General features: G+C 41.5%; 1 protein-coding gene. It reads right to left on the reverse strand.

All coding sequences use genetic code 11. From position 1 onward, the window contains the following. Positions 1-3: 3 nt before the first annotated feature. On the reverse strand, positions 4-435 hold the full coding sequence (gene trxC / locus A3761_RS25215) for a thioredoxin TrxC (RefSeq protein ID WP_068508675.1): 432 nt from the start codon (positions 433-435) through the stop codon (positions 4-6). Between the last annotated feature and the right edge of the window lie 59 nt (positions 436-494).

A 494-nucleotide genomic window follows, 5' to 3' on the forward strand; every position in this document is an offset into this window, starting at 1 on the left:
CTCTTAAATGTTTTCTTCTATCCATTTCGTTAATTGGGCTAAGGGTAAAGCTCCAGAAATCCTGGCAACTTCTTTCCCGCCTTTGAAGATTAATAAACTCGGGATAGATTGTATTCGCCAACGGGCAGCTACTTGTTGATGCACTTCAGTATTCAGTTTTGCAAAACGTAACTTCGGTTCTAGTTTCTTGGCTGCTGCATCAAACGTTGGAGCGAATTGCATACAAGGCCCACACCACGAGGCCCAGCAATCCACGATCACCGGGATCTCATTATGACCAACAACAGCAGCGACATTCTGCGCAGTGATATCCATTGCTTTTCCAAGAAATAACGCTGACTTACACTTTCCACATTTTGGCTTTTCTTTAAGTCTCTCTTCCGGCAACTTATTGCTAACACAGCACTTTGGACAAACTATTTTTATTACACTCATAGTAAGTTTTTAGCTCCTTAAGAAAAATACGAAAGCGATCAATTGAGTAGGTACTCATC

Source organism: Oleiphilus sp. HI0123 (assembly GCF_001635315.1).

Bases quoted from the DNA above. Each gene is read 5' to 3' on its own strand.
- trxC (WP_068508675.1), bottom strand. From the start codon at position 435: ATGAGTGTAATAAAAATAGTTTGTCCAAAGTGCTGTGTTAGCAATAAG.